Origin of the sequence: Bradyrhizobium sp. USDA 327 (assembly GCF_041262065.1) — a bacterium.
Taxonomy (GTDB): domain Bacteria; phylum Pseudomonadota; class Alphaproteobacteria; order Rhizobiales; family Xanthobacteraceae; genus Bradyrhizobium; species Bradyrhizobium liaoningense.
Genome location: NZ_JBGCCW010000001.1, coordinates 6,985,733 through 7,009,886 on the forward strand (window position 1 = coordinate 6,985,733; position 24,154 = coordinate 7,009,886).

Annotated in this window: 20 protein-coding genes and 1 pseudogene; 14 read left to right on the plus strand and 7 right to left on the minus strand. The window is 64.7% G+C overall.

Translation table 11 applies throughout. From position 1 onward, the window contains the following. Positions 1 to 94 precede the first annotated feature (94 nt). The 8 genes and pseudogenes from ABIA42_RS33050 to ABIA42_RS33085 all read left to right on the plus strand — a co-directional run bounded on the left by ABIA42_RS33050 (position 95) and on the right by ABIA42_RS33085 (position 9,869). The gene (locus ABIA42_RS33050; RefSeq protein ID WP_028176997.1) at positions 95 to 433 is read left to right on the plus strand and encodes a P-II family nitrogen regulator; all 339 of its coding nucleotides are present in this window, start codon (positions 95 to 97) and stop codon (positions 431 to 433) included. Between the two features lie 130 nt (positions 434 to 563). After that, a complete protein-coding gene (locus ABIA42_RS33055) occupies positions 564 to 1,865 on the plus strand; it encodes an ammonium transporter (protein ID WP_370117284.1) in 1,302 nt (433 codons plus the stop codon). 310 nt (positions 1,866 to 2,175) lie between these two features. After that, a complete protein-coding gene (locus ABIA42_RS33060) occupies positions 2,176 to 2,514 on the plus strand; it encodes a P-II family nitrogen regulator (protein ID WP_008142813.1) in 339 nt (112 codons plus the stop codon). Positions 2,515 to 2,551: 37 nt separating this feature from the next. Next, a pseudogene (locus tag ABIA42_RS33065) lies at positions 2,552 to 4,001 on the plus strand (ammonium transporter). Positions 4,002 to 4,311: 310 nt separating this feature from the next. Next, on the plus strand, positions 4,312 to 5,526 hold the full coding sequence (locus ABIA42_RS33070) for an aminotransferase class I/II-fold pyridoxal phosphate-dependent enzyme (protein ID WP_370117281.1): 1,215 nt from the start codon (positions 4,312 to 4,314) through the stop codon (positions 5,524 to 5,526). A gap of 9 nt (positions 5,527 to 5,535) precedes the next feature. Further along, on the plus strand, positions 5,536 to 8,013 hold the full coding sequence (locus ABIA42_RS33075; protein WP_370117278.1) for a DNA translocase FtsK: 2,478 nt from the start codon (positions 5,536 to 5,538) through the stop codon (positions 8,011 to 8,013). 152 nt (positions 8,014 to 8,165) lie between these two features. After that, on the plus strand, positions 8,166 to 8,921 hold the full coding sequence (locus ABIA42_RS33080) for an outer membrane lipoprotein carrier protein LolA (protein ID WP_271528982.1): 756 nt from the start codon (positions 8,166 to 8,168) through the stop codon (positions 8,919 to 8,921). Between the two features lie 132 nt (positions 8,922 to 9,053). Continuing rightward, complete coding sequence (locus ABIA42_RS33085; RefSeq protein ID WP_370117275.1) at positions 9,054 to 9,869, plus strand: exodeoxyribonuclease III; 816 nt, start codon at positions 9,054 to 9,056, stop codon at positions 9,867 to 9,869. Positions 9,870 to 10,002: 133 nt separating this feature from the next. Here the strand turns inward: ABIA42_RS33085 and ABIA42_RS33090 are convergent, their stop codons facing one another. Both ABIA42_RS33090 and ABIA42_RS33095 read right to left on the minus strand, forming a co-directional pair. Then, positions 10,003 to 10,446, minus strand: coding sequence for a Crp/Fnr family transcriptional regulator (locus ABIA42_RS33090; protein WP_370117273.1), 444 nt, complete (start codon positions 10,444 to 10,446; stop codon positions 10,003 to 10,005). 60 nt (positions 10,447 to 10,506) lie between these two features. Continuing rightward, complete coding sequence (locus ABIA42_RS33095; RefSeq protein ID WP_008142830.1) at positions 10,507 to 11,193, minus strand: response regulator transcription factor; 687 nt, start codon at positions 11,191 to 11,193, stop codon at positions 10,507 to 10,509. A gap of 201 nt (positions 11,194 to 11,394) precedes the next feature. On the opposite strand from ABIA42_RS33095, the gene ABIA42_RS33100 reads away from it, so the two are divergent. Continuing rightward, on the plus strand, positions 11,395 to 11,964 hold the full coding sequence (locus ABIA42_RS33100) for a L,D-transpeptidase (RefSeq protein ID WP_370117270.1): 570 nt from the start codon (positions 11,395 to 11,397) through the stop codon (positions 11,962 to 11,964). A gap of 6 nt (positions 11,965 to 11,970) precedes the next feature. After that, positions 11,971 to 12,756: a 2-keto-4-pentenoate hydratase gene (locus tag ABIA42_RS33105; RefSeq protein WP_370117267.1), complete on the plus strand. Its 786-nt coding sequence runs from the start codon at positions 11,971 to 11,973 to the stop codon at positions 12,754 to 12,756. Between the two features lie 237 nt (positions 12,757 to 12,993). On the opposite strand, the gene ABIA42_RS33110 is transcribed toward ABIA42_RS33105, so the two are convergent. Beyond that, on the minus strand, positions 12,994 to 13,683 hold the full coding sequence (locus ABIA42_RS33110) for a YggS family pyridoxal phosphate-dependent enzyme (RefSeq protein WP_370117265.1): 690 nt from the start codon (positions 13,681 to 13,683) through the stop codon (positions 12,994 to 12,996). A 109-nt stretch (positions 13,684 to 13,792) separates the two neighbouring features. Here ABIA42_RS33110 and ABIA42_RS33115 point away from each other — a divergent pair, with 109 nt between their 5' ends. Beyond that, the gene (locus ABIA42_RS33115; protein WP_370117262.1) at positions 13,793 to 15,496 is read left to right on the plus strand and encodes a diguanylate cyclase domain-containing protein; all 1,704 of its coding nucleotides are present in this window, start codon (positions 13,793 to 13,795) and stop codon (positions 15,494 to 15,496) included. A gap of 117 nt (positions 15,497 to 15,613) precedes the next feature. Here the strand turns inward: ABIA42_RS33115 and ABIA42_RS33120 are convergent, their stop codons facing one another. Then, positions 15,614 to 16,663 carry a diguanylate cyclase gene (locus tag ABIA42_RS33120; protein ID WP_370123808.1) on the minus strand — a complete coding sequence of 350 codons (1,050 nt, stop codon included), beginning with the start codon at positions 16,661 to 16,663 and terminating at the stop codon, positions 15,614 to 15,616. Positions 16,664 to 16,853: 190 nt separating this feature from the next. Between ABIA42_RS33120 and leuS the strand changes: the two genes are divergently transcribed. The 3 genes from leuS to holA all read left to right on the plus strand — a co-directional run bounded on the left by leuS (position 16,854) and on the right by holA (position 21,187). Beyond that, positions 16,854 to 19,490, plus strand: a complete 2,637-nt coding sequence (leuS, locus tag ABIA42_RS33125) for a leucine--tRNA ligase (protein WP_370117258.1) — start codon at positions 16,854 to 16,856, stop codon at positions 19,488 to 19,490. Further along, positions 19,477 to 20,028 carry an LPS assembly lipoprotein LptE gene (lptE, locus tag ABIA42_RS33130; RefSeq protein ID WP_271528841.1) on the plus strand — a complete coding sequence of 184 codons (552 nt, stop codon included), beginning with the start codon at positions 19,477 to 19,479 and terminating at the stop codon, positions 20,026 to 20,028. The genes leuS and lptE overlap by 14 nt, the downstream gene beginning before the upstream one ends. Positions 20,029 to 20,158: 130 nt before the next feature. Continuing rightward, positions 20,159 to 21,187 (plus strand): DNA polymerase III subunit delta, encoded by a 1,029-nt coding sequence (gene holA / locus ABIA42_RS33135; RefSeq protein ID WP_370117255.1) that lies wholly within the window; start codon positions 20,159 to 20,161, stop codon positions 21,185 to 21,187. A 267-nt stretch (positions 21,188 to 21,454) separates the two neighbouring features. Here holA and ABIA42_RS33140 read toward each other — a convergent pair whose 3' ends face one another. The 3 genes from ABIA42_RS33140 to rsmG all read right to left on the minus strand — a co-directional run bounded on the left by ABIA42_RS33140 (position 21,455) and on the right by rsmG (position 24,014). Next, positions 21,455 to 22,339 carry a ParB/RepB/Spo0J family partition protein gene (locus ABIA42_RS33140; protein ID WP_271528839.1) on the minus strand — a complete coding sequence of 295 codons (885 nt, stop codon included), beginning with the start codon at positions 22,337 to 22,339 and terminating at the stop codon, positions 21,455 to 21,457. Between the two features lie 138 nt (positions 22,340 to 22,477). Continuing rightward, positions 22,478 to 23,344, minus strand: a complete 867-nt coding sequence (locus tag ABIA42_RS33145; protein ID WP_028181374.1) for a ParA family protein — start codon at positions 23,342 to 23,344, stop codon at positions 22,478 to 22,480. A 28-nt stretch (positions 23,345 to 23,372) separates the two neighbouring features. After that, entirely contained in the window at positions 23,373 to 24,014 is a 642-nt protein-coding gene (gene rsmG / locus ABIA42_RS33150; protein WP_370123805.1) for a 16S rRNA (guanine(527)-N(7))-methyltransferase RsmG, read from the minus strand. Between the last annotated feature and the right edge of the window lie 140 nt (positions 24,015 to 24,154).

The following is a 24,154-nucleotide window of genomic DNA, read 5'->3' on the forward strand; positions in this document are numbered from 1 at the left end:
TGCAACTTTTTTATGCCATTTGCCCGGAAAGATGCCAGATTGACGCTGCGCCGGGGACATACGGCGCGGCGCATCCCGGGGAATAGGCCTGACCATGAAACTCGTCGTCGCGATCATCAAACCCTTCAAGCTCGATGAGGTCCGGCAGGCCCTGACCGCGATCGGCGTCCACGGCATGACCGTGACCGAGGTGAAGGGTTACGGCCGGCAGAAGGGCCACACCGAGATCTATCGCGGCGCCGAATATGTCGTGAACTTCCTGCCCAAGCTGCGCATCGAGATCGCGGTCGCCTCCGACGTTGCCGACAAGGCGGTCAGCGTGATCACCGCGACCGCGCGCACCGGGCAGATCGGCGACGGCAAGATCTTCGTCACGCCGATCGACCATGCGCTGCGCATCCGCACCGGCGAGACCGACAGCGACGCGCTCTAGGTTTCGGTTTGAAACGTTTTCTCGACGCGAACCGGTATCCACTTCGCTCGACAACGCTCTGATAAATCTTCGATCGCACCGGGCAACGAGGCCACAGCGTGCGACGCCAATTAATGCTGGGGGAAACGACATGGCGGGATTGTTGCGCCGCGCAGCGTGCATGGCTGCGCCGATCGGGCTTGTGTCCGTGGTGGCCTTGCCGGCGCACGCCGCCGGCTCCGAGATCAACACCGCCGACACGGCCTGGATGATCGTCGCCACCGCGCTGGTGCTGATGATGACGATCCCGGGGCTCGCGCTGTTCTATTCCGGCATGGTGCGCAAGAAAAACGTGCTCGCCACCATGGCGCAGAGCCTGGCCGCGGTGACGCTGATTTCCATTCTCTGGGTGGCGTTCGGCTATTCGCTCTGTTTCGTCGGCGACGGCCCGTGGATCGGCACGCTCGACCGCTGGTTTCTCGCCGGCATGACCATGGAGAGCGTCAACCCTGCGGCGAAGACCATCCCGGAATCGCTGTTCATGCTGTACCAGATGACGTTTGCGATCATCACGGTCGCCCTGGTCGCGGGCTCGGTCGCCGACCGCATGCGGTTCTCCGCCTATCTCCTGTTCTCCGTCGCCTGGTTCATCTTCGTCTACATTCCGCTGGCGCATTGGGTGTGGGGCGGCGGCTTCCTCGCCAGCATGGGCGTGCTGGATTTCGCCGGCGGCCTCGTGGTGCACCTGTCGGCCGGCACCGGCGGCCTCGTTGCGGCCAAGGTGATGGGGCGGCGTCACGGCTACGGCACCGAGAATCTCTCGCCGTTCGATCTGTCGCTCGCGGTGGTGGGCACCGGCCTGCTGTGGGTCGGCTGGTTCGGCTTCAATGGCGGCTCGGCGCTTTCGGCGAATTCACGCGCGGTGATGGCGATCATCGCGACCCATCTTGCCGCCTGCGCCGGCGCGCTGACATGGGCTGCGATCGAATGGTCGACGCGGCGCAAGCCCTCCGTGCTCGGCATGATCTCCGGCGCGGTGGCCGGCCTCGGCACCATCACGCCGGCCTCGGGCTTCGTCGCGCCCTGGCACGGCATCGTCATCGGTATCGTCGCCGGCGCGGTCTGCTACTGGGCCTGTACCTGGCTGAAGCACCGTTTCGACTATGACGATTCGCTGGACGTGTTCGGCGTCCATGGTATCGGCGGGCTGACCGGCACCCTGCTCGGCGGCGTGTTCGCGACCAGCGCCATCGGCGGCACCGCCGGCCTGCTGGAGGGCCATCCCCAGCAGATCCTGATTCAGTTCTACGGGGTCGCCGTCACCTTCGTCTGGTCGGGAGGCGTGAGCTTCATCCTGCTCAAGCTGGTCGGCCTGTTCGTGCCCTTGCGCGTATCGCGTGAGCAGGAACTCGAGGGACTGGATATTTCGCAGCACGGTGAAGCCCTGCAATAGGCGATTGCACTACGAAATTACCTTCTTGCTGCCCGACGCGTGAGCAACATTGTGTCGGCAGTCTGTCCTGCCCTGGATTTGAGCAGGCATGACCACGATTTAAGCGCGACGTAATAGCGCACTGCACCACAATACCCGTCGAACGCGAAAACACCCGTTTTCATAGTCTGTTAGGCAACACGTCCGATCTGGCACGGCATTTGATTCTAGGGGTCCGGCTGTGCCCGCGTAGTGAATCTTCTCCCTCGTGGCGAACCAGTCGAGAAACGCCCGGCCACGTCCGGACCGGGCCCAAGCGGGGATAGGACCCATGAAAATTGTTATGGCGATTATCAAGCCATTCAAGCTGGAAGAAGTCCGTGACGCCCTGACCGCCATCGGCGTTCACGGTCTCACGGTGACGGAAGTCAAGGGGTATGGCCGCCAGAAGGGTCATACGGAAATCTATCGCGGCGCCGAATATGCCGTGAGCTTCCTGCCCAAGATCAAGATCGAGGTCGCTGTCGCCTCCGACCAGGTCGACAAGACCATCGACGCCATCACGTCCGCGGCGAAAACCGGACAGATCGGCGACGGCAAGATCTTCGTCATCAACCTCGACCATGCGGTGCGCATCCGCACCGGCGAGGCCGATGCCGCGGCCCTCTGATTTCGCGCTCAACCTTATCCAATCAGGAGTGAATAATATGACGTTCAAGCGTCCCTATGGCGCGGGATTGGCGGCTCTCGCAGTCGGCCTGTTCGCTGCGACCGCAGCCTACGCCGAGCCAACGGTCAACAAGGGAGACAACGCCTGGATGATGACATCGACAGTGCTGGTGCTGTTGATGACGATCCCCGGCCTCGCGCTGTTCTACGGCGGTCTCGTCCGTTCCAAGAACATGCTCTCCGTCCTGATGCAGGTGTTCTACACCGTCTGCGTCGTCACCGTGATCTATGCCGTGTACGGCTACAGCCTCACCTTCACCGGCGGCTCGGACTTCATCGGCGGCTTCTCCAAGGCCTTCATGATGGGCGTCACCACCGACTCGAAGGCCGCGACCTTCTCGGTCGACGCCAACATCTCGGAGCTCATCTATATGTGCTTCCAGATGACCTTCGCGGCGATCACGCCCGCCCTCATCGTCGGCGCCTTCGCCGAGCGCATGAAGTTCTCGGCGCTCGCCCTGTTCGTCCCGCTCTGGGTGACGCTGATCTACTTCCCGATCGCGCACATGGTCTGGTACTGGCCTGGCCCGGACCTGATCCAGGATGCGGCCAAGGCTCTGGCTGCGGCGGGTGATGCGGCGGCGAAAACCGCGGCGCAGGCCAAGCTCGACGAGATCAACGCCGACGCCGGCTGGATCTTCAAGATGGGCGCGATCGACTTCGCGGGCGGCACCGTGGTGCACATCAACGCCGGCATCGCAGGTCTCGTCGGCGCTCTCCTGATCGGCAAGCGCGTCGGCTACGGCAAGGACCTGATGGCCCCGCACTCGCTGACCATGTCGATGATCGGCGCCTCGCTGCTCTGGGTCGGCTGGTTCGGTTTCAACGCCGGCTCCAACCTCGAAGCCAGCGGCGGCGCAGCCCTCGCCATGACCAACTCCTTCGTCGCCACCGCGGCCGCCGCGCTGTCGTGGATGTTCGCGGAGTGGATCATCAAGGGTCATCCCTCCGTGCTCGGCGTCATCTCCGGCGCTGTCGCGGGTCTCGTGGCCGTCACGCCTGCAGCCGGCTTTCTCCGGCGTGATGGGCGCGATCGTCCTCGGCCTCGTGGTCGGCGTGGTCTGCCTGTTCTTCTGCACCGTCGTGAAGAACGCGCTCGGCTACGATGACTCGCTCGACGTGTTCGGCGTGCACTGCATCGGCGGCATCGTCGGCGCCATCGGCACCGGCATCCTGGTCAACCCCGCTCTCGGCGGCGCCGGCATCGTCGACTACACGGCCATCCCGCCGAAGGTTGCCGATTACGACTTCGCCACGCAGATTCTCGCCCAGATCAAGGCCGTCTGCACCACGCTGGTGTGGTCGGGCGTCGGTTCGGCGATCCTCTACAAGGTCGTCGACGTGATCGTTGGCCTCCGCGCCAATGTCGAGAGCGAGCGTGAAGGCCTCGACATCACCGAGCACACCGAGCGCGCCTACAACATGTAAGTCTCCTCCCGGGACGCGGTCTCATCGAGGCCGCGTCCACAACTCCGGTTCGGGCACATACCCGGCAATGCCCTGACCGTTGAGGGGCTCCAGCGCAAGCTGGAGCCCCTTTCTTTTGGTCGGTTCCGCTTGCAAGTCAGGGCAGAAGCGTCCCGAATATATTGTGATCCGGCCTCGATATTCCCGCTCTGGACGCAGGCGGCGGCCGATGGTTAATCGCGTCTTAACCTCGCCCTATCTATGGTGAACTGAACCGCTTCCCGCCGGTGCCTTCGCGCGACCGGCTGTTCCAAGAGTGCTGGCGCCCAGAATGGCTATGACCGCTTCATCCCGTGCGCCGCTGGCCGGTGGAAGCCCCGACACCGACCGCTCGCCCTTCATCCGGCTGAACGAGCTGCTGGCGCCGCATCAGCCGGGTAAGCCCTTGATCACGCTTGCCGTCGGCGAGCCCCAGCATCCCGTGCCCGACTTCGTCGGCCCGGTGCTGGCGAGGCACATCGCCGATTTCGGCCGCTACCCGCTCGGCAAGGGCATCGAGCCGTTCCGCAAAGCCGCCGGCGCCTGGCTGTCGTCGCGGTTCAAGCTGCCGCGGCCGCTCGATCCCGAGAGCGAGATTCTCGTCCTCAATGGCAGCCGCGAAGGGCTGTTCTTCGCGGCGATCACCGCGGCGCGCTATGTCGGGCCGCGTCCCGGCAAGCCTGTGATCCTGATGCCGAACCCGTTCTATCCGGTCTATGGCGCCGGCACCCGCGCCGCGGCCTGCGAGCCGGTCTATCTGCCGACCACGGTCGAGAACGGCTTCCTGCCCGATCTCGATGCCATCGACGAGGCGATTCTGGCGCGCACGGTGGCGTTCTATCTGGCTTCGCCGGCCAACCCGCAGGGCTCGGTCGCCTCGCCCGACTATTTCAAACGATTGAAGCAACTCGCCGACCGCTACGGCTTCGTGATCCTCAGCGACGAGTGCTATTCCGAGATCTACACCCGCCAGGCTCCGGGCAGCGCGCTGGAATGCGCCGGCCCCGACTTCACCCGCGTGGTTGCGTTCCAGTCGCTGTCGAAGCGCTCCAACCTGCCGGGCATGCGTGTCGGCTTCGCCGCCGGCGACAAGAGGTTCATCGGCATGTTCCTGGAGCTGCGCAACGTTGCGGCGCCCCAGGTGCCGGTGCCGCTCCAGCATGTCGCGACCGTTGCCTATGGCGACGAAGCGCATGTCGAGGAGAACCGCAGGTTCTACCGGATCAAGTTCGATCTCGCCGACCAGATCATCGGCAATCGTTACGGCTATCGCCGGCCCGATGCCGGCTTCTGCGTCTGGCTCAACACGTCTGCCCTCGGCGACGACGTGTCGGTGACGCTGAGACTTTTCAAGGAAGCAGGCGTGCGCGTGGTGCCCGGCAGCTATCTGGCCCGGCCCCAGCCCGACGGCTTCAATCCCGGCGCAGGCTACATTCGCCTCGCACTGGTGCAGGATGGAGAGACCACGGCGCAGGCGCTGCACCGCCTGGTCGAGACTCTGGGTTAGGCGGGGCCCATGAGCATGTCGGCAATCGAACGCGTCATTCCGCTGGTCGGCCATCTGCCGCCATCGATCCGCGAGGGTCTGGCGCGGCGCATGCGCGAGCTCACCGGCCTCGGCCTGATCGCGCTGGCGGGCGTCGCCTCGGCCGCGCTGATGACGTGGTCGGTGCAGGATCCCAGCCTCAGCCACGCCACCTCGCGGCCGATCCGCAACATCCTCGGCTATGCCGGCGCGATCGGTGCAGACCTCGCGATGCAGATCCTCGGGCTCGGCGCGATCATGCTGGTCCTGACGGTTGCGGTCTGGGGCTGGCGCATGATGACCCATCGCCCGTTCGACCGCGAAGCGCTGCGGCTCGGCTGCTGGATTCTCTGCACGGTGATCGCGGCGGGCTTCGTCAGCTGCTGGCCGCATGGCGGTGCATGGCCACTGCCGACCGGCCTCGGCGGCGTGGTCGGCGACGCGCTGGTGCGTGCGCCGGCAGTGATCTTCGGACCGGCCGGCACCATCTATCGCGTCGTGCTTGGCACGATCCTGTTCGCCGCGATGACCGTGACCTTCCTGATCGCCTGCGGCCTTGGCGCCCGCGAGCAGGACGACGAGCTCGCGGAGATCGAGGATGACGACAAGCCGCTCGACGAGGACGAGGAGAGCGATCGCGGCTCGGTATCGCTGGGCTGGCTGTTCCACGCGCTGATGAGCACCAAGGCGCGGCTGATCTGGCTGCTTGGCGCCGCGTACCGCTCGCTGGTCTCGAGTGGACCGAAGACCAAGGCCGCTGCATTCAGCCGCCAGGAGCCGAATCTGGGCGGCGGTCGCGCCGCGCCCTCGATCTCGCCGCAGTCCGAAGACGAGGACCATGAGGACGAGCACGAAGAAGAGGAAGACGAGGAGGAGGAAGAGGAGCAGCCCGCCGCGCGCGCCCCGCGCAAGAAGGCTGCACCGAAGGCCGCGGCCAGGAAGTCCTCCGACAAGTTCGACCTTCCCTCCGTCTCCATGCTGGCCGCCCCGAAAGCCGGCGATCGCCAGCCGCTCAGCAAGGCCGAGCTGGAGACCAATTCCCGTTCGCTCGAAGGCGTGCTGCAGGATTTCGGCGTGCGCGGCGAGATCGTGAAGGCCAATCCGGGTCCTGTCGTTACGCTCTACGAACTGGAGCCGGCGCCTGGCATCAAGTCCTCGCGCGTGATCGGGCTTGCCGACGACATCGCCCGCTCGATGAGCGCGCTGTCGGCGCGCGTCGCGGTCGTGCCCGGCCGCAACGCGATCGGCATCGAGCTGCCGAACGCGCATCGCGAGAAGGTCTACTTGCGCGAATTGCTGGTGGCGAAGGAGGCGACCGACACGGTGGCAAAGCTGCCGTTGTGCCTCGGCAAGACCATCGGCGGCGATCCCGTCATCATCGATCTCGCCCGCACGCCGCACATGCTGATCGCCGGTACCACCGGCTCGGGTAAGTCGGTCGCGATCAACACCATGATTCTCAGCCTGGTCTACCGGCTGCGCCCGGACCAGTGCCGGCTGATCATGGTCGACCCGAAGATGCTCGAGCTCTCCGTCTATGACGGCATTCCCCATCTGCTCACGCCCGTCGTGACCGATCCGAAGAAGGCGGTGGTCGCGCTGAAATGGGCCGTGCGCGAGATGGAAGAGCGCTACAAGAACATGGCCAAGCTCGGCGTGCGCAACATCGACGGCTACAACACGCGCCTGCTCGAATTGAAGGCCAAGGGCGAGGAGCCGACGCGCACGGTGCATACCGGCTTCGACAAGGAAACCGGCAAGGCGATCTACGAGGAAGAGAAGCTCTCGCTCGACCCGCTGCCCTACATCGTCATCATCGTCGACGAAATGGCCGACCTGATGATGGTCGCCGGCAAGGACATCGAAGGCGCGGTGCAGCGTCTCGCGCAGATGGCGCGCGCCGCCGGCCTGCACGTGATCCTGGCCACGCAGCGTCCGTCGGTCGACGTCATCACCGGCACCATCAAGGCGAACTTCCCGACGCGCATCGCCTTCCAGGTCACCTCCAAGATCGACAGCCGCACCATTCTGGGCGAGATGGGCGCCGAGCAGCTGCTCGGCCAGGGCGACATGCTCTACATGGCCGGCGGCGGCCGCATCAGCCGCGTGCACGGACCGTTCGCCTCCGACGAGGAAGTCGAGAAGGTGGTGCGTCATCTCAAGACGCAGGGACAGCCGGAATACCTCGAAGCCGTCACCGCCGAGGAGCCGACCGAGGACGAGGACGGCGCCGTGTTCGACGCGACCGGCATGGGCGGGGATGGCGGCGGCGATCTGTTCCAGCAGGCGGTTGCCATCGTCAAACGCGATCGCAAGGCCTCGACCAGCTACATCCAGCGCCGCCTGCAGATCGGCTACAACCGGGCCGCATCGCTGATGGAGCGCATGGAACTCGAAGGCATCGTCGGCCCCGCCAACCACGCCGGCAAGCGCGAGATTCTGGTCGAGGAAGAAGACAGCCATATGTGAGGCAAGCGGCCCCTGAACATCATTTCACGCGAAATCGTTATCTGCTTTTGCCCGAAATCACGCTAAAAAGGCGCCCAGCCATACAGGACGACGCGTTGATCAGACATCCGCACATTCGATTCGCCGCCACCATCGCCGCGCGAGGCGCGCGCGTGGCCGGCGTGCTTCTCGTCACCGCCGCGATGGTGACTGCGTCCTCGTTCGCGCAGACCGTCCCCGTGCCGAAGCCTGCGCCGAAGGGCCGCGGCGATGGCGGGCCGGCCGGTGGGCCCGCTGTGACCGGCGCGATGCAGACGCCACCGAATCCGGTCATCCCGGATCCGCGACGCAACGTGCCGAGCAGCATCTTCCAGACCTTCGATGCCAACCAGAAAGCGCAGGCGGCCAAGGTCAGCGCCTACCTGTCGTCGCTTCAGACATTGGTCGGTAATTTCGTCCAGGTCGGCCCCGACGGCAGCAAGACACAGGGCGATTTCTACATCCAGAAGCCCGGCAAGGTGCGCTTCGAATATGACGCGCCGAGTCCGATCGACATCGTCGCCGACGGATCGTCGCTGGTGGTGCGCGACCGCAAGCTCGCGACCCAGGACATCTATCCGCTGTCGCAGACGCCGCTGCGCTTCCTGCTGTCCGACCGCATCGACCTGATGAAGGACACCAATGTCGTTGGCGTCTCGGCCGACGACGTCTTCGTCAGCGTCACCATCGAGGAGAAGCAGGCGCTGGTCGGCACCAGCCGGCTGCTCCTGATGTTCGGTGCCAAGGACGGCCAGCTCAAGCAGTGGACCGTCACCGACCCGCAGGGCTACGACACCACGATCGCGGTCTACAATCTGGATTCGAGCAAGAAGCTCGACCCCAACATGTTCAAGATCGATTTCACCAATTACGGCCCGTCGCCGGGCTGAGATAGCATGACCGCTCCAATCACCGTCATGCCCGGGCTTGTCCCGGGCATCCACGTTTTTGGATCCGACAAAAAGACGTGGATGGCCGGGTCAAGCCCGGCCATGACGGATGGAGTTTGTTAGATCGTCACCATGCGTCTTTCCCTGACAACCTGGAACATCAATTCGGTGCGGCTGCGCATCGACCTGGTCGCGAAATTCTTGAAGAGCGCGCGACCGGAGGTGCTGTGCCTGCAGGAGACCAAGTGCATCGACGACGCCTTTCCGCTGAAGCGCTTCAAGCGGCTCGGCTATGAGCACGTCGCGCTGAACGGGCAGAAGGGCTATCACGGTGTCGCCATCGTCTCGAAGATTCCCTTCGAGTCCAAGGACATCCGCACCTTCTGCGACAAGGTGGATTCGCGCCACATCTCGGTGTCGTTCGGCGAGAAGGCGGGCATCGCAAAGCCTTTGGTGCTGCATAATTTCTACGTGCCCGCCGGCGGCGACATTCCCGATCCCGCGCTGAACGAGAAGTTCGACCACAAGCTTCGCTTCCTCGACGAGATGAAGGCGTGCGAGCCGCTGCATCCGCGCGGCGAGGACCGCCACATCCTGGTCGGCGACCTCAACGTCGCCCCGCACGAGAACGACGTGTGGTCACACAAGCAGCTTCTGAAAGTCGTCTCGCACACACCCGTCGAAACCGAGAAGCTGAAGGCGGCGCTCGCCGCCGGCGAATGGATCGACGTCGCGCGCGAGCGCATCCCGATGTCGGAGAAGGTCTATACGTGGTGGAGCTATCGTTCCGCCGACTGGACTGTCGGCGACCGCGGCCGCAGGCTCGATCACATCTGGGTCTCGCGTGCGTTGAAGGACGCGGTCAGCGATTTCAAGATCCTGCGCGACGCGCGGAGCTGGGAGCGTCCATCGGACCACGTGCCCGTCACGGTGACGCTCGATCTATGAGCGTCACCTGTCATTCCGGGGCGCGCTATGGTGCGCAATTGCGCACCTGAGAATCCATCAAGCGGCAGAGTTGGTGGAGGAATGGATTCCGGGCTCGCGACTTCGTCGCGCCCCGGAATGACAACAGAGAGACTCAAGACGTCAGCTTCGCGCCGGCCATCAGGATGTCGCTGGCGATCTGGCTGGAGCGCACCGCGAATTCGTCGCGCAGGCGCACGGCGGCGGCGGGGTCGCTCTCCAGCACACGCTGGAACAGGCTGCGTGCCACGCGGATGACGGAGGAATGCTCCAGCGCGATCGCACGCGATGGCCGCTTCATCGGCACCACCAGTGCGAGCTCGCCGATCAGCGCGCCGGGGCCGGCGATCATTTCGGCGCCGGCGCCGTCTTCGACCCTGAAGGCGCCGCGCTGAACCACGAAGCCGGCATCGGCGGCGTCACCGAGATCGAACAGGAGGTCACCGCGGACGAAGTCACGCTGCTCGGAACCGATCGCCAGCATGCGCAACGAGGCGTCTCCCAACAGGCGCAGTGTCGGGACACGCTCGAGAAGCGCTACGTCGTCGTCGATTGACATTCCGGTCCGTGGCTCGAGGAACGCGCCAATTTACGACGAATCGCGCGTTTCCGGAACGTATCACGGCACCAGCTTGTAGCCACCGGCTTCGGTGACCAGGATCTCGGGGTTGGCGGCGTCCTTCTCGATCTTCTGGCGAAGCCGATAGATGTGGGTTTCCAGCGTGTGGGTGGTGACGCCGGAATTGTAGCCCCAGACCTCCTGGAGCAGGGTCTCGCGCGACACCGGCATCTGGCCGGCCCGGTAGAGGAAGCGGAGAATCGCCGTTTCCTTCTCGGTGAGGCGGACCTTGCGCGCATTGGCCGCGGTCAGCATCTTCGAGCCGGGACGGAAGGAGTAGGGGCCGACCGAGAACACCGCGTCCTCGCTGGCTTCGTGCTGGCGGAGCTGGGCACGGATGCGGGCCAGCAGGACGGCGAAGCGGAAGGGCTTTGCGACATAGTCGTTGGCGCCGGATTCCAGCCCCAGGATCGTATCGGAATCGGTGTCGTGGCCGGTCAGCATGATGATCGGCGCCTTGAATCCGCCCTTGCGCAAGGAACGGACGACTTCGCGGCCGTCCGTATCGGGTAGGCCGACATCCATCAGGACGAGATCGGGAGAATTCGCCTTTGCGGCGCTCGCGCCCTTGGCGCCGGTGTCGACCGCGGAGGCTTCGAATTCTTCGTGCAGCGATAATTGCTCCACCAACGTATCGCGCAGATCGGTATCGTCATCCACGATCAGGATCTTGCGGGCATTGGCCATAGGGGGTCATCCTTTTAGGGTCCGGCTCGGCGCGCATCCATGCCGCACCCAGCCGCGAGGGAAGTTTAGGGTCGCCGTTGTTATTGTTGTTCGTGTTGAAGTAGTGGGCTGTTACCGATTCACAAGCCAGAAGCACTCTAACTCAGAATAGCAGGGCGATTTGATGAATGTCCTGTAATGAATTCGACATTGCACGTTCACATGAAAAATAAAGCAGCTTCAGTTGGTTATGCCAGGAATCGACGCGCCGGGCCGCTGTCTGCGATCCGCGTTAAGGCTATGGCCGGCAATCCGCGCCGGGGCTGGCTGACGGCCGGGACGCTGACCATCCCGGTTGCGCTGGGGCGGGGCGGCATTCTCGCCAACAAGCGCGAGGGCGATGGCGGCACCCCCAGGGGCAGCTTCCGTCCCAGGCGGCTGTGGTGGCGGGGCGACCGGCACAGCCGCCCCCAGACGTTCCTGCCGGCCCGGAAGATCACCGGCGCAGACGCCTGGTGCGAGGATCCACGGGACCGCCATTACAATCAGGGCATCCGGATGGGCGAGGGGCAGGGCGGTGACCGGCTCAAGCGGGCCGACCACCTCTATGACTTCATCATCGAGATCGACCACAACACCAGACCGCGCATCGCCGGCCGCGGCAGCGCGGTGTTCCTGCACCTCGCCCGCGACAATTTCGGCCCGACCGCGGGCTGCGTCTCCATGACGAAGTCTGCGATGCTGCAATTGCTGCGGCGCCTGGGCCCGCGAACAAGAATCATCATCGGGTGAGGGTGCATGCTCGACAAGGATCAGATCGCCGCCGCTTCGCAGGTCCTGGTTCAACACTGGCGCGACGGCACCAAGCTGGACGCACTGGAGGCTCGGTTGCGGCCACAGAGTCGCGCCGAGGGCTACGCCATCCAGGCCGCGCTCGAACGACAATCGAGCGCGAAATTGTTCGGCTGGAAGATCGCGGCAACCAGCGAGGCCGGACAGAAGCACATCAATGTCGCAGGCCCCATGGCCGGACGTATCATGAGCGACACCGTGATCGCTGACGGCGGGACTGCGTCGATGAAGGGCAACGAGATGCGCGTCGGCGAGCCGGAATTCGCCTTTCGGATGGGGCGCGATCTGCCGCCGCGCGCGGTGCCGTACACCGCTCGCGAGGTGCTCGACGCCGTCGAGACACTGCATCCCGCGATCGAGATTCCTGATTCGCGCTTTGCCGATTTCGTCAGCGCGGGCGAGGCGCAGCTCATCGCCGACAATGCCTGCGCCCATCTGTTCGTGCTGGGTGCTGCGACATCAGCGGATTGGCGGGCGATGGATCTCGTCGAGGAACGGCCTCAGATCACGCTGCGTGGCGAGCGCCATATCGGCCACGGCAGGAACGTGCTGGGCGATCCGCGCGCAGCTCTCGCCTGGCTTGCGAACGAACTCAGCAGCCTTGGCATCACCTTGCGGGCAGGGCAGGTGGTGACGACGGGCACATGCCATCCGCCGCTGCCGATCCGGGCTGGCGATCGGTTTGCGGCGGACTTTGGCATGCTCGGCAAGGTGTCGGTGGAGTTCGTGTAGGCGCGACTCGCAACGCCGCCGTCGTTGCGAGCGCCACGTTTCGCGCTCGTGCCCCGGACGCAGCGCAGCGCTTCTTCAGCGGTGCGCTGCAGAGCCGGGGCCCATCTCGCTGCATTGTGCCGTGTCGCCCTGGGTCCCGGCTCTGCGCTGCAACGCTTCAAGCGTTGCAGCTTGTCCGGGACACGGGCATGAGCGTCGGTCGTGCGCCTTGCGCCGTCGATAGCGGCTAAACGGCTTCTACCGATGCCCGAAGATCGCACTCCCCACGCGCACATGGGTGGCGCCCAGCATGATCGCGGTCGCGAAATCGGCGCTCATGCCCATCGAGAGATTCTTCAATCCATTGCGCGCGGCGATCTTGGCGGTGAGGGCAAAATGCGCCGCCGGCGGTTCGTCGACGGGCGGGATGCACATCAGTCCGGAGATCGTGAGCCCATAGGTGTCGCGGCAGCTCGCGAGGAAGGCATCGGCCTCGCCGGGCGCGACGCCGGCCTTCTGCGGTTCCTCGCCCGTGTTGATCTGGACGAAGAGCTGCGGGCGCTTGTTCTGGGATTCGATTTCCTTGGCTAATGCCTGGCAAATGCTCGGGCGATCGACCGAATGGATCGCGTCGAACAGCGCGACCGCCTCTTTCGCCTTGTTGGATTGCAGCGGCCCGATCAGATGCAGCGCGATATCGGGGTAAACAGACGTTAAGGCCGGCCACTTGCTTTTGGCCTCCTGCACCCGATTCTCGCCGAATACCCGCTGTCCGGCGGCGATGACCGGGATAATTGCATCGGCGGCGAAAGTCTTGGACACCGCTATCAGCGTCACGGAGGCGCGGTCGCGCCGCGCGTCCTTGCAGGCGCGGTCAATTTCAGCTTCGACCGCGGCGAGCGCGTTTGGTGAATGGCCGGTTACCGGCGCGGCGATGGCTTCTGTCATGACGTCTCTTGGCCGGGATCGTAGCCCGAGTTAAGTCCAATTTTACCGAGTTCAAGAAACAGTTTTTGAACCCTTCGCTTTACCTTGGCCCGTGGGGTGGGTAACGAAGATGGCAAGCGTCAGTCTCAACCGCAAACGCGCGAAACTCAAGCAGGTTCTGGGAATCCGGGCGCGGCTTGCGTTGCTTGCGGTCATTCTCGTGGCGCCGTTAATGCTCGAGCGCATCCGCTCGCTCGAAGACACGCGTGTGCGGCAGATCGCGCAGGCTGCGGCCGAGTTCACCACGGTGGCAAGGCACAGTGCCGATGCGCAACGCGAGGTGATCTCGTCGGTCGAGACCATCCTGAAATCGGAAGCCTTCATCCGCGCCTCCGCCGGCGGCATCAGCAAGAGCTGCGACGTGCTGCGCGCAAGCCTGCCGTCGAGCCTTCCCTGGATCCGCACGCTTTTGATCGCCGGCCAGGACGGGCGCATCCAATGCGCCACCAACAACATGTATGTCGGCCTCGATCTCAGTGACCGGCCCTACTTCCAGCAGGCACAGCAAACCGGCCGCTTCGTTCTCAGCGATTTCATCCTGTCGCGGCCGGTGCTCTCGCCGACCGTGATGGCGGTATATCCGGTCTCGGCCTTCAGCGGGGTGCCCGATGCCGTCGTGCTTGCGACCGTCAATCTCGACTGGATGTCGAAGGTCATGAGCAATCTTGGCGGCCGCGCCGGCATCACCGCGGTGCTGGTCGACAGCGCGGGCACCGTGCTGGCGGCCCCCGCCGATCAGCACAGCGCGGTCGGCCGCCCCCTCGACAACATGCCGCTGATGTCCGCGATCGCGGACAAGGCGCTGCGGTCCGACCAGGACGAGGGTTCACTGTCCTTCCTCGCCGCCGACGGCTCCCGCCGCGCGGTCAGCTACATCCGCATCGCCGGCACCAATGCCCGCCTGATCGCCAGCATCGATGAAGACAAGGTATCAGCGGCGGTCAGCCGCGACATCCGCACCGCCTATCTGCAGCTCGCATTCGTCGTCGTGTTCGTCCTGCTCGGCGCGCTGATTGCCGCCGAGAAACTCGTCATCAAGCCGATCGAGATGCTCGCCGACATGGCCAAGCGTCTCGGCGAGGGCGACCTGTCGGCCCGCGCGGCACGCAATCGGCTGCCGGCCGAGTTCGTTCCGCTGGCCCGCGCCTTCAATGCGATGGCTGCGCAGTTGAGCCAGCGCGAGCGCGAGCTGATTGCGAGCAACGACCGGTTGACGGTGATGGCCTCGATCGACATGCTGTCGGGGCTCGCCAACCGCCGCGGTTTCCAGAGCCGGCTCGATCTCGAATGGATGCGCGCGCAGCAATACGGCAGCGACCTCGCGCTCCTGATGATCGACGTCGACCATTTCAAGCTGTTCAACGACACTTACGGCCATCTCGAAGGCGATTCCTGCCTGACCCGGCTCGGCGAGTCGCTGTCCGGCATCGCCGCCGACACGATGGGCTTTGCTGCACGTTATGGCGGCGAGGAATTCTGCCTCTTGCTGCCGAATACCGACGTGATGCGCGCCGCCGAAATCGGCGAACAGGTGCGCGCGGCCGTGCTGAAACTCTGCCTGCCGCACATCACCTCGAACCACATGATCGTCACGGTCTCGATCGGGGTTGCCGCGACGAAACCGAACGAGTCCTTGCGTCCCGGCGACCTGATCGAAGCCGCCGACGCCGCGCTCTATGCCGCCAAGCATCGCGGCCGCAACAATGTCGTCGAGCACGGCGTGCAGGCGATCGAGACCGGCGCGGCTGATATGATGATGGTAGTCAGCGCCTAGAGCGCGATGCGATTGAGATGAATCGTCATCGCGCTCTGGGTTGTTGTTTGAGCATGATCTCCGCGCTAACGCGTTCCGCGTTTGTCGCGAGGAAGAATCGCTGCACATTTTTTCGGATCATGTAGCCGCAGCCCCGGCCCGCCCGAGCTCGACCTCCGTCACGACGCGATTGCGGCCGCCGCTCTTGGCGAGATAGAGCGCGCGATCGCAACGTTCGATCAGATCGGTGATCGCCTCGCCGGTCCGGTACTGCGCCACGCCGATCGACACGCTGATGTTCGGCAGGATCTCGCCGGTCGAGCGGCGCGTGATCGTGCATTCGGCAATCGCGCGCCTGATGCGCTCGGCGAGCTCGGCACATGCGCCAAGATCGGCGTCCGGCAGCACCGCGATCAGCTCCTCGCCGCCATAGCGGGCCGGCAGATCCTGCTCGCGAACCTTTTCGCGCAGCACCTTCGCCATCAGGCGCAGCACCTGGTCGCCGACGCCATGGCCGAAATTGTCGTTGAAGGCCTTGAAGTAGTCGATATCGAGCAACAGCACGCTGAGCGGCTCGCCCCATTCCGCAGTCGTCTGCGCCTTGCGCAGGAATTCGTCGAGCGCCCGCCGGTTCGCCAGCCCCGTCAACATGTCGGTCCGGGCGCGCTGCTCGGACCTCGATAGCGAATCGCGGATCACGTCGAGCTCGCGGGTCTTTTCCGCAAAGCCTGCCTCCAGCCGCGTCGCCCTTGTGGCGGCCCGCGCCAGCTCGTTCATGAGCTGGGCGACCAGCAGCTTTGGATCGACGCCGGCCCTGCCCTGGTCGGCTACCTGGCTGATGACCTGCATCTGCGAATGATTGTCGGCGATCGCGGTCGCCAGAAACTCCTTCGCGGCCTCCATGAGCGCCTCCAGCCGCTCGGAGGTGTCGGCCACGACCGCACTCACCCGGGGCGCGACGTAGGTCTCGAACAGATCCTGATTGGTTCGCGCATCGAAGGGACGATTGTGGTCGATCAGCAGATCGATCGCGTTGCGCAGATCGTCATGGCTGCCTGAGAGATACTGGAACCAGACCGCGAAATTGGCCGGAGTCGGCGCGATACGCTGTTCGGCCATGCTCCGCATCGCCCGTCCGGCGATGGACGCGGCATAGTCGTAATCGGGATCGTCGAAGCTGGAATCCATCGCGGTCATGCGGCCTTGTCGGGCCGCAAATTGGCATCGACCCCTTAATCACACCCCAACGCGGGCCCTCGTAGTTATGCGGAGGCGCGGTCGAAGTTCCAGAACGCGGCAACCCATTGACCCCCTGAGGTCTTCTATGGCCTAGTCCGCCGTCTTGACACGGCCGAACCCACGAAAACCCAACGATTCCATGACCTCCGAACGCTATAACGCCCGCGACGCCGAACCGCGCTGGCAACGCCTCTGGGACGAGCAGGCGATCTTCGTCTCCAGGAACGACGATCCGCGGCCGAAATACTATGTGCTCGAGATGTTCCCCTATCCTTCCGGGCGCATCCATATCGGCCATGTCCGCAATTACACGCTGGGCGACGTGCTGGCCCGCTTCATGCGCGCCAAGGGCTTCAACGTGCTGCATCCGATGGGCTGGGATGCCTTCGGCCTGCCGGCTGAGAACGCCGCGATCGAGCGCAAGGTCGCCCCGAAGGCCTGGACCTACGACAACATCGCCGCGATGAAGAAGCAGCTCCGCTCGATCGGGCTGTCGCTGGACTGGAGCCGCGAGATCGCAACCTGCGATCCCTCCTACTACAAGCACCAGCAGAAGATGTTTCTGGACTTCCTGCGCGAAGGTCTCGCCGAGCGCGAGAAGCGCAAGGTGAACTGGGACCCCGTCGACATGACCGTGCTCGCCAACGAGCAGGTGATCGACGGCCGCGGCTGGCGTTCGGGTGCCGTGGTCGAACAGCGGGAAATGAACCAGTGGGTCTTCAAGATCACGAAGTACTCGCAGGAGCTCTTGAGCGCACTGGACGGGCTGGACCGCTGGCCCGACAAGGTGCGGCTGATGCAGCGCAACTGGATCGGCCGCTCGGAGGGCCTGCTGGTCCGCTTCGCGCTCGATCCAGCGACGACGCCGGCCGGCGAGAGCGAGCTGAAGATCTTCACGACGCGCCCGGACACGCTGTTCGGCGCGAAATTCATGGCGATCTCGGCGGATCATCCGCTGGCGCAGGCCGCCGCGGCGAAGAACCCTAGGCTTGCGGAGTTCATCGCGGAGATCAAGAAGATCGGCACCGCGCAGGAGATCATCGACACCGCGGAGAAGCAGGGCTTCGACACCGGCATCCGCGCGGTGCATCCGTTCGATCCATCCTGGAAGCTGCCGGTCTATGTCGCGAACTTCGTGCTGATGGAATATGGCACCGGCGCCATCTTCGGCTGCCCGGCGCACGACCAGCGCGACCTCGACTTCGTCAACAAGTACAATCTCGGCAACACGCCCGTCGTGTGCCCGGAAGGCCAGGATCCCAAGACCTTCGTGATCACCGACACCGCCTATGACGGTGACGGCCGCATGATCAATTCGCGCTTCCTCGACGGCATGACCATCGAGCAGGCGAAGGAAGACGTGGCGAAGCGTCTCGAGACGGAGCTGCGCGGCAACGCACCGGTTGGCGAGCGCCAGGTGAATTTCCGTCTGCGCGACTGGGGCATTTCGCGCCAGCGCTATTGGGGCTGCCCGATTCCCGTCATTCACTGTCCGAAATGCGATGTGGTGCCGGTGCCGGATGCGGACCTGCCGGTGAAGCTGCCGGACGACGCCACCTTCGACAGACCGGGCAACGCGCTCGATCATCATCCGACCTGGAAGCACGTCACCTGCCCCAAATGCGGGGGCAAGGCCCAGCGCGAAACAGACACCATGGACACGTTCGTGGATTCGTCCTGGTACTTTGCGCGCTTCACCGATCCCTGGAACGAGAACGCGCCGACGACGCCTGCGGTCGCCAACCGGATGCTACCGGTCGACCAGTACATCGGCGGCGTCGAGCACGCGATCCTGCATCTGCTCTACAGCCGCTTCTTCACCCGCGCGATGAAGGCGACCGGGCACATTGCGCTGGACGAGCCATTCGCCGGCATGTTCACGCAAGGCATGGTGGTGCACGAGACCTACCAGAAGGCCGACGGCACCTATGTGCAGCCGGCCGAGGTGAAGATCGAGGTCGGCGGCAACGGGCGCCGCGCAACGTTGCTCGCTACCGGCGAGGACATCCAGATCGGCCCGATCGAGAAGATGTCCAAGTCGAAGAAGAACACGGTCGACCCCGACGACATCATCGAGACCTACGGCGCCGACGTGGCCCGCTGGTTCATGCTGTCGGACTCCCCGCCCGACCGCGACGTGATCTGGAGCGACGAGCGCGTCCAGGGCGCCTCGCGCTTCGTGCAGCGGCTGTGGCGGCTGGTGAACGATTCCGTCGAACTCGGCAACGGTGCGCCGGCGGCCCGGCCGGCCAGCTTCGGCCCGGACGCGACCACCTTGCGCAAGGCCGCCCATGGCGCGCTCGACAAGGTCACCACCGGCATCGAGCGGCTGCACTTCAACGTCTGCCTCGCCCATATCCGCGAATTCAACAATATTTTCTCGGAGGTGCTCCAGCGCCCGGGCCAGCCCGCAGCCGACCTGGCGCCAGATCTGGCCTGGGCGATCCGGGAGGCCAGCCAGATCCTGGTCCAGCTGTTCTCTCCGATGATGCCGCATTTGGCCGAGGAGTGCTGGCGGGCTCTGGGCCAGAAGGGGCTGGTTTCGGAGGCCAATTGGCCCCAAATCGAACGCGATTTGCTGGTCGAAGACAGCGTGACCCTGGTGGTCCAGGTCAACGGCAAGAAGCGGGGTGAGGTCACAGTTGCAACAGCGGCCCAGAATCCGGAAATCGAGGCTGCCGTTTTGGCCCTCGATGCGGTAAAGCTGGCCCTGGACGGCAAGCCCGTCCGCAAGGTGATCATCGTTCCCAAGAGGATCGTGAATGTTGTCGGCTAGGATCCGTATCGCAGCCCGCTTGCTGGCAGTCGCTGCATTGGCGGCTCTGACGGCAGGCTGCTTCCAGCCGATGTATGCCGAGCGCACCGACGGCACCCCCGGTCTGCGCGAACGGCTGATGGGCGTCGAGCTACCCCCGATCAACAAGCCCAATGCTTCGCGCGAGGCCCGCGTCGGCGTCGAAATCCGTAACGCGCTGGCCTTCAAGCTTTACGGCACGGCAACGGGCATGCCGCCGACCCACCGGCTGGATATCCGCTTCGTCACCAGCCGCTCCTCGCTGATCGTCAGCGCCACGACGGGACTGCCGACCAGCGAAAATCTCGGCATCGACGCCCAGTACAATCTGATCGATGTCGCGACCGGCAAGTCGGTCATGACGGGCTCGACATTCTCGCGTGTGTCCTATGACATGCCGGGGTCCTATCAGCGCTTCTCGCGCACCCGCGCCGTGCGCGATGCCGAGGATCGCGCCGCCAACGAGATCGCCGAGAACATCTCCACCCGGCTCGCCTCGTTCTTCACCGCAGGCACCTGATTCAGTTCCCGTTATTCCGGGGCACGCGAAGCGTGAACCCGGAATGTCGATCTCCAGCCTCTGGATTCTCTGGTGCGCGATTGCGCACCGCAATTCGCGCTCTGCGCGCTCCGGAATGACGATCTAGACCATGGTCGCGCTGCGCGGAAAAGAGATCGACGCTTTCCTCGCCCGCCCTGACGCGGGCCGCCCGATCATCCTGCTCTACGGTCCCGATGCCGGCCTCGTGCGCGAGCGCGCCGATGCGCTGATCGCATCCGCCGTCGACGATCCCAACGATCCGTTCTCGCTGGTCAAGCTCGACGGCGACGAGCTCTCCGCCGAGCCCTCGCGCCTCGTCGACGAGGCCATGACGGTGCCGCTGTTCGGCGGCCGCCGCGCCATCCGCGTTCGCGCCGGCTCGCGCAGCTTTGCCAGCGGCATCGAGACGCTGGCCGAAATAAACGTGAAGGATTGCCGCATCGTGATAGAGGCCGGCGAGCTTCGCCCGGAATCGCCGCTGCGCAAGACTTGCGAGCGCGCCAAGACGGCCGTGGCGATCGGCTGCTATCCCGACACTGAGCGCGATCTTGCCAGGCTGATGGAGGACGAGCTCCGCATCGCGAATTTGCGTATCGCGCAGGACGCCCGCGCGGCGCTGATGTCCTTTCTCGGCGGTGACCGCCAGGCCTCGCGCAACGAGCTGCGCAAGCTGACGCTCTACGCCCACGGCAAGGGCGAGGTCACGCTGGATGACGTCATGGCCGTGGTCGCCGATGCGTCCGAGCTGAAGCTCGATCCGATCGTCGACGGCGCCTTTTCCGGACGGCCCGACATCGTCGAGACCGAATTCGCCAAGGCCATGATCGCCGGCACCTATCCCGGCGTGATCATCTCCGCCGCGCTGCGGCAGGCTGCGTGGCTGCACAAATCCGCGCTCGCCATCGCCGACGGCACGCCGGCCTCCGCCGTGCTCGACGGCGGCTTTCCACGCCTGCATTTTTCGCGAAAGCCCGCGGTTGAAACCGCGCTGCGCAATTTCAGCCCGGCGCGGCTCGCCGCCATCATCGAGCAGCTCGCAACCGCGGCGCTCGACACCCGCAAGCAGTCCACCCTCGCTGCAGCCATAGCGCAGCGCGCGCTGATGGCGATTGCGGCAAACGCGAAGCGGCGGGCTTAAAGCATGATCCGGAAAAGTGCGTAGCGGTTTTCCGAAAAGATCATGCTTAAACAACAACCTAAAGCGCAATGACGATTCATCCTAATCGCATCGCGCTTTAGTCCTTCGATCTTTCCACGTCATTGCGAGCGCAGCGAAGCAGTCAAGAATCTCTCCGCGGAAAGATTCTGGATTGCTTCGCTATGCTCGCAATGATGTTGTGGATGCAGACGCGCGCCCACGCAGCCATCGTTCCCGCGAACACGGGGACGACGGCGAAGGCCGGGCCTACAGCGCGCCCTTGGCGAGCCGCTTCATCACCTCGTCGAGCTGATCGAGGTTGCGGTAGTTGATCTGCACGGAGCCGCCGGGATCGCGATGATTGACGGTGACCTTGAGACCCAGCGCGTCGCTGACACGCTTTTCGAGGTCGATCGTATCGGGGTCCTTTTCCTTCGCGCCGGCGCGCGCCTTCTGCGGCTTGCGCTCGGGCACGCCTTCCTCGTGCGCCAGAGCCTCGGCTTGGCGGACGTTGAGCCCCTCCTCGACGATGCGCTTGGCGGCGGCGAGCGGATCCGGCACGCCGATCAGCGCGCGGGCGTGGCCCGCCGTCAATTCGCCGGTCGCGATGTAGGCCTGCACCTCTGCCGGCAGCTTCGTCAGCCGCATCATGTTGGCGACGTGGCTGCGGCTCTTGCCGACGACCTTTGCGATGTCGTCCTGGCTGCGTTTGAACTCGTTGGCGAGCGCGTGATAGCCCTGCGCCTCCTCCATCGGGTTGAGGTCTTCGCGCTGCACGTTCTCGATGATCGCGAACTCCAGCGCGTCGCTGTCGCTGATGTCGACCGGAACGATCGGCACGTCATGCAGGCCGGCGAGCTGCGAGGCGCGCCAGCGCCGCTCGCCCGCAATGATCTCGTAGCGATCCTGCGCGCCCTTCACCGGACGCACCACGATCGGCTGGATCACGCCGTGCTGCTTGATGGAGTCGGAGAGCTCCTTGAGCTCGGTCTCCGAAAAGGTGCGGCGCGGGTTGCGCGGGTTGGGCTTGATGAATTCGATCGGCACCTTGCGCTGCGCGCGCGGACGATCGACATGCTGAGCCTCGCCGCCGACGTCACCGATCAGACTCGCAAGACCTCGGCCCAGTCGCGAACGCGCTTCGTCGGCCATCGCCAGCTCCCTTGGATTCACGGTGCAGCACTCCAGAACTGAATTATCGTAGGGTGGGCAAAAGCGATACGCGCCCACCGATTGTGTGCGGAAGACGGTGGGCACGGCGAAGACGCCTTTGCCCACCCTAAGGCAGCGTCAATGCGTCGTGCGCAGCTCGCGCTCGCGCTGGATCACCTCGGTGGCGAGCCGCAGGTAGGCTTCGCTGCCGACGCATTTGAGATCGTAGACCAGCACCGGCTTGCCGTAGGACGGCGCTTCGGAGATGCGCACGTTGCGCGGGATCATGGTCTTGTAGACCTTCTCGCCCATGAACTGGCGGACGTCGGCGACGACCTGGTTCGAGAGGTTGTTGCGCGAGTCGAACATGGTCAGCACGATGCCGTGGATCGACAGGTTTGGATTGAGCGTCGAACGCACCTGCTCCACCGTCTGCAGCAATTGCGACAGACCCTCGAGCGCGAAGAACTCGCATTGCAGCGGCACCAGGATCGCGTCGGAGGCAGCCATCGCGTTCACCGTGAGCAGGTTGAGCGAGGGCGGGCAGTCGATCAGCACATAGGTGTAGTCGGCATCCGGCGAGACGTTGTTGTTGAGCGCGCCGATGGCGTCGCGCAGCTTGAAGGCGCGGCCGGGCGTGGTGCCGAGCTCGAGCTCGAGGCCGGAGAGATCCATGGTCGAGGGCGCGATGTGCAGCCGCGGCACCGCGGTCGAGACCACCGCCTCGCGCAACGCGGCTTCGCCGACCAGCACGTCGTAGGTCGAGCAGGAGCGGTTGCGGCGATCGATGCCGAGGCCGGTCGAGGCATTGCCCTGGGGATCGAGATCGACGATCAGGACGCGCTCGCCGATCGCCGCGAGCGCCGTGCCGAGGTTGATCGCTGTGGTTGTCTTTCCCACACCGCCCTTCTGATTCGCCAGCGCCAGGATGCGCGGGTGGCCATGCGGGACCTCATTGGTCTCCTGGGCCGTCTGTTCTTGCTGCGGTTCGTCAATCACGCTCATCGCAATTCCCCACTCACCCCTGAACGCCTCACCCGCGTCGTTCGACGGACGTCAGCTCCACGATCCAGCCGTCACCCGTGCGGCTTTGATGGAGCTGAGGTTGAATACTCCAATATTTAGCGGCTTCGGTCAATTCAGCCTCTACATCTTGACCCTTCAGAAACAACGCCTTTGCGCCCTGGCGCATCAGCGGCTCCGCAAAGCCGATGAGTTGATGTAGCGGAGCCAGTGCGCGCGCGGTGACGCAATCGACGGGGCCGGTGATTCTATCCACATTATCCCCGATCTCAGCGAGATGTACGACTCCCGGAGATGTGGTGACGCGAATCGCTTCGCGCAGGAAAGCCGCCTTCTTGGCGATTCGCTCGACGAGGTGGACGCTAGCGCCCGGCGTCCCCGCCATGGCGCAGGCCAGGACGACGCCGGGAAAGCCGCCGCCGCTGCCGAGGTCGGCCCAGCGTTTGGCGGTCGGCGCGAGATCGACCAGCTGAAGCGAATCGGCAATGTGCCGCGTCCAGAGATGCGGCAAGGTCGAAGGCGCGACCAGATTTGTCTTGGCCTGCCACTCGCGCAGCAGGGCGATGTAGCGATCGAGCCGGGCTTCGGTTTCACGTGAAACGGGAGCGAGCTTGAGCGCCGCGATCTTGTCGGCTGCGATGATCGCGTCCAGCGACTGATCGTTGGCCCTGGCCTTGTCGTTCTTCGGTCCAGCCGGCGCCAGCTCGGCTCGCCGACCAGCACCCTCACCCGCTCCGGGTCGTCGCGATAGCGGCCTGTCCCCGCCCGGTCCGCGCTGTTTCACGTGAAACG